Raw genomic sequence first — 5,271 nt, 5'->3', positions numbered from 1 at the left:
ATCATCCTCCGGGTGAACAACCAGCCGGTGGCCTCGGCGGACGCGTTCAAGGAGGCCCTGGTGACGGCGAGGCGCGGACGGAGCGTGTTGTTGCTCGTGCGGAGGGGCCGCTACGGGTACCACATCACGCTGCCCTTCGAGCAGGACCGGGGCCAGAGCCTGTAGGGCTGGCCTCCGGGCAGGCGTGGCAGCGGCTTCCTCGGATTTCGATGGGCGCGCAACTCGCACTAGCATGCGTGCCCCATGAGCACCGTGCGCTACCTGTCACTTGGTCCCCTGCTTGCCGGAGCGGGCTCCCGAGCCTTCCTGGGGCTTGCCCTCGAGGATGGCTTGCCCCCTCGCCCAGTGGTTCTCATCTGGGCTCCGCAGGAGGTGGTGCAGAGCCCGGAGCTGACGGCGAAGCTGACGCGAGAGACGGGCCGGGCGCTCGTCTTCGAGCACCCGAACATCCTGCGCGTCCACAGCCTCGCGGCCCAGGACGGCGGTCTGGCGCGCGTCACTGAGTTCGCCGATGGAGAACCCTTGCGCCGCGTGCTGGAGGCGAGCCCTCGGCTGCCTCCGCCGCTGGCCGCGCTGGTGGCCGCGGATGCCGCCACGGGCCTGCACTACGCGCACATGGCCGGCAACGACGACGGCTCGCCGCTGGTGCACGGCGACGTGCGGCCCGAGACGCTGATGCTCTCGTTCAGCGGCCTGACGAAGGTGACGGGCTACGGCGCGCTCAGCGTGGCCCCGCGCGAGCGCGATGGAAAGCGAGTGAAGAACCGCCGCGCGTACAGCGCTCCCGAGCAGCTGCTGGGGGGCCGCGAGGCCGTGAATGTCCAGTCGGACGTGTTCCTGCTTGGACTCGTGCTGCACGAGTGCCTGTCCGGGAAGATGCCCTTCAAGGACAACGCGGACCCGGACAAGGCGACGCTCACGCGCACGCTGCCGACGATGTCCGTGGACGTGCCGCTGAAGCTGGATGCGGTGGTGCGCAAGGCGACGGCGAAGCGCGCGTATGACCGGTACCCGTCCGCGCACGCCTTCCGTGAAGCGATTGTGGAGGCGGTCGGCACGCTGCCCGCGCACACGTCGCTGGCGGACTACCTCGCCAAACTGTTCCCGCCGGAGAACGAGGCCCGCGCCGCGCGGCGCCGGGTCATCGAGGCGGGCATCGCGGACGTGCTCCAGAAGGTCGGCGTCGCCCCTCCGGCCGTGGCGGAGTTCCTCGTCACGGGCACCCTGCCCCCTTCGGCCATTCCGAAGGTCTGGCCGGCGATGCAGGGCCAGCTCTCCATCCTCGCGGCCATGTCCGGCGGCACCAGCGGCGTGCAACTCGCCGAGGTGAGCACGACGACGAGCCCTGCTCCGTCAACGGAGAGCACGGGCTCCTCCGCGACCGTCGCGGCGGGAGCAGCGCCCGCCACCGAGGCGACGAGCACCACCGCTTCCAATCCCACGCTGCCCGCCGTCGCGACCCTTCCCGCGACGGGGAGCGCCTCCGCCACCGCGTCGACGAGTACCCCGGACGGGACCAGCAGCGCGGGTGTCTCAACCGCGAGCACGGGAACTCCCGCCGACACCGGGTCGGCTACCGCGAGCGCTGGAACTCCGGCCGCCACCGGGTCGGCTATCGCGAGCGCTGGAACTCCTTCCGCCACCGGGTCGGCCACCGCGAGCGCTGGAGCTCCCACCGCCACCGGGTCGGCTACCGCGAGCGCTGGAACTCCAGCTGCCACTGAGTCGGCGACCTTGAGTTCGGGAACGCCCGCCGCCACCGCGAGCTCCGGGCCCTCCGCGGCCACCGCTTCCTCAATCATGGGTGCCGCGCCGCTCGCGGGCACCTCACCGGGCGTCGCGACTGGAGCGGGTGCATCCGGGGTCTCCGCGCCGCAAACGGGCGCGGTGCCTGCATCGGGCCCCGTGCCGCCCACGGCCGGTGCTCCTCGAAAGTCCTCTCGGGCCTGGCTCGCCGCCGTGGGCGTGGGCACGGTGCTCGCGCTGGGTGGAGCGGCCGTCATCGTCCAGCGACTGCCCCCTCGAATCGAAGCGGAGCTGGAGGACGCGGGTCCTCCGTCCGTGGCGATGATCGGCCTGGATACCGACGCGGGGACGAGCGCTGACAGTGGCGTGGATGCGGGCGCCGAGGTGATTGCGACGGGCTTCCTGGACCTCACCGTCGACCCTCGTGTGGACGTGTCCTATTCCGGCGGGTTCCTCGGTCGCACGCCGCTCAGCGTGGCCCTGCCCGCCGGCCGTCACGTGCTCACGCTCACCAATGCCGTGCTCGGCATCCAGGTGGCACGAACGTTCACCATCACCGCGGGCGGACGGAACGCGCAGCAGATCTTCCTCAACAAGGGCTTCATCAACGTGCGCGCGCCCAAGGACGCCATCGTCACGCTCAACGGTCGGCTCGTCGGCGCCGCCCCCGTGGAGGAGCAGGACGTCTACGAAGGCACGCACCAGCTCCTCGTCATCGCCAACGGCGCGCGGTGGCAGAAGACCTTCAAGCTGGAGCCCGGGCAGCGCGTCTCATTCGACGTGGACTTCGAGTCGCCCTCCGAGGAGTAGGCCCCCTCGAGGCTCGCTGGCAGGCGCTCCCGGAAATGAGCCCTGCCAGCGCCTACGCGCGGCGCTCCAGGCGCAGCAACGCGATGACCTGGTCGGTGTCCAAGGGACGTGTCACGCAGTCGCTGGCGCCCGCGTCCAGGCACTTCTCCCGCTCGTCATCGCGCGGATGCGCCGTGACGACGACGATGGGCAGCCCCCTGAAGCGCGCATCCGAGCGGAGCGTCCTCAGGGCCGTGTAGCCCGCTTCCGTCATCGCGATAAGCAGCAGCAGCCCATCCACTTCGGGCGAGTCCGACAGGACACGCAGGGCCTCGTCGATGCTCTCCGCGTGGAGGCTCTCCAGCCCGCGCGACTCCAGGACGCTGATGAGTGAGAAGGCCTCTCGGATGTTGTCGTCCACGACGAGTACGCGACGCCGCATGACCGTCTCGGGCGGCGCGTCGTAGTCGAGCATTCTCGACTCGCGACCCTCTTCCAGGACCCCAGCCCCCGCCACCAGGACTGAGTTCGAGCCATCGTCAGGCCCACGAGGACCGCCCTGCGCCGGCCCGCCCCGGGCAAACGCCGGGATGTCGGCCGCCGAAAGCTCCACCGCGCCTTGCACGACGGACCTTCCAGCGCGCGTGGAGTCCCGCGACTCCCCCACCTCGTCCAGGGCTTCCGCCCCCACGTAGACATCGGGCAGGTAGAGCGTGAAGGTGCTGCCACGCCCCAGCTCGCTGGCGACGTGGAGCTCTCCACCCAGGAGGCGCGCCAGCTCGCGGCTGATGGACAGCCCCAGGCCCGTGCCCCCGTACTTGCGGCCCGTGCCCGGCTCCGCCTGCTGGAACGCCTCGAAGATGCGCTGGAGCTTGTCCTGCGCGATGCCGATGCCCGTGTCCACGACGCTGAACGACAGCACCTCGTCGGCCTGATTCAGGACCGGGTTCTCGAAGTGGAACAACCCCTGGGCCATCTGGGTGATGCGCAGCTCCACTCGCCCCGCATCCGTGAACTTGAAGGCGTTCGACAGCAGGTTCTTGAGCACCTGCCGAAGCCGCATGGAGTCGGTGCGCACCGTCCGAGGCAGCGAGCCCGAGAGCGCGACGCCGAAGCCCAGGCCCTTCTGCTCGGCGACGTGCTGGAAGTCGCGCTCGATGAGCGACTTCACCTCCGTGAGCGCCACGTCTTCCGGTTCGATCCGCAGCTTCCCTGCCTCCACCTTGGACAGGTCCAGCAGGTCGTTGATGAGAGAGAGCAGATCCACGCCCGAGGCATGGATGGTCCGCGCGTACTCCGCCTCCTTTGGCCCCAGCCGCTGGTCCGAGTCCTCCGAGAGGAGCTTCGCGAGGATGAGCAGGCTGTTGAGCGGCGTGCGCAGCTCGTGGCTGATGTTCGCCAGGAACTCGCTCTTGTGCCGTGACGCGAGCGCCAGCTTCTCGGTGAAGCCCACGTTGTCGTTGAGCTCCTTCCACACGCCGGAGTGCCCCGTGTCAGCGCCGCCGCCCGTGCTCTCCACACCGACCCGCCGCGAGACGCGATTCACCTCGCTCGCGAAGGTCGTCAACTGCGCCACCATCCTGTTGACGATGTTCTTGAGCTCCAGCGACTCGCCCCGGACCTCCACGGTGAGCGTCTGCGACAGGTCCCCTTGCGCCACCGCGCCGCTCACCCGGATGAGGTCCCGCACCTGCGCGGAGAGACTGCCGGCGAGGACATTCACTCCGTCCGCCAGGTCCCGCCACGCTCCGACGGAACGCGCCACGTCGACCCGCGCGCCGAGCCGCCCCTCGACTCCCACCTCGCGGCCCACCCGGGCAACCTCTCGCGAGAGGGCCGACCACCGCTCCGCGCCCGCGTTGAAGGTCTCCGCCAACCGGTCCATGAGCGGATTCGCTCCCCAGAGGGACACGCGCCGCGAGAAGTCACCCTGGTTGGCGGCCTCCATCGCGGCCAGGAGGTCCCGAAGCTGCGCCTCGTGCGGTGCTGTCCCCTGGTTGCCGTCGTCTTCCAAGCCTTGCTCCCGTGAACCCGCGTCCGTCACTGGGACGAAACGCACCCGGTCTCGCGACGCCACGTCACCGCGGCGTCAGCGAACACCCGAACCGTCTTCGAGAATCCCGAACGGGGACTACGCGCTCTTGCGGCGCCGCATCATCGCTTCGTACGAGCGACCCACGCTCTGCGAGAGGATCATCAGCTCGCCCACATCCGGCGGCGTGAGCTGATCCGGCCCATTGTCCACGTACAACAGGTGCACGACCTTGCCCCGGACCAGCAGCGGCAGGATGACCGCCGTCGTCGGGAAGCCGCCACCCAGCAGCTTGTAGAACACGCCCATCGCCGCGTCCCGGCGCACCGGCCCCACGTAGTGCGAGCGTGTGTCGCGAACCAGACGGAACGTGCTCTGCTCCCGGAGCGCGACGCCGATGCGACGCACCGCCGCCTCGCGCACCCCCGGGCCCATGCCGTGCCAGCCCGTCACAAGGCTGCCCTGCACCGACAGCAGCAGGTTGCGCCGCCACTTGCCCAGCGCGAAGCGCAGCACCGTGCGCGCCACATCCTCGCGGTCCGTGCTGCGCGCCAGCTCCGCCTGCGCCTCCGCGAACGTCAGCGGCGTGGGAGGTGGCTCGGGCGGACGCTGCACGGGCGCGGTGGCCACGGGAGGACTCGCCACGGGTGCCACCAGCGGCCTCGGAGGCACCGGGGCCGCGGGCACGCCCACCTGCATCGGAG

Annotated in this window: 2 protein-coding genes and 2 pseudogenes; 2 read left to right on the top strand and 2 right to left on the bottom strand. The window is 70.4% G+C overall.

The features are described 5' to 3' along the window. A pseudogene (locus tag HR086_RS49045) lies at positions 1-165 on the top strand (peptidase S1); the annotation flags it as partial. Between the two features lie 78 nt (positions 166-243). Next, positions 244-2,556 carry a protein kinase gene (locus HR086_RS44440; protein ID WP_174468669.1) on the top strand — a complete coding sequence of 771 codons (2,313 nt, stop codon included), beginning with the start codon at positions 244-246 and terminating at the stop codon, positions 2,554-2,556. Positions 2,557-2,608: 52 nt separating this feature from the next. Here HR086_RS44440 and HR086_RS44435 read toward each other — a convergent pair whose 3' ends face one another. After that, positions 2,609-4,549 carry an ATP-binding protein gene (locus HR086_RS44435; RefSeq protein WP_174468668.1) on the bottom strand — a complete coding sequence of 647 codons (1,941 nt, stop codon included), beginning with the start codon at positions 4,547-4,549 and terminating at the stop codon, positions 2,609-2,611. A gap of 117 nt (positions 4,550-4,666) precedes the next feature. After that, positions 4,667-5,271: pseudogene (locus HR086_RS44430) on the bottom strand (hypothetical protein); the annotation flags it as partial.

Origin of the sequence: Myxococcus sp. CA039A, assembly GCF_013336645.1 — a bacterium.
GTDB lineage: Bacteria > Myxococcota > Myxococcia > Myxococcales > Myxococcaceae > Myxococcus > Myxococcus llanfairpwllgwyngyllgogerychwyrndrobwllllantysiliogogogochensis.
This window is presented reverse-complemented; position numbering and strand designations above follow the sequence as displayed.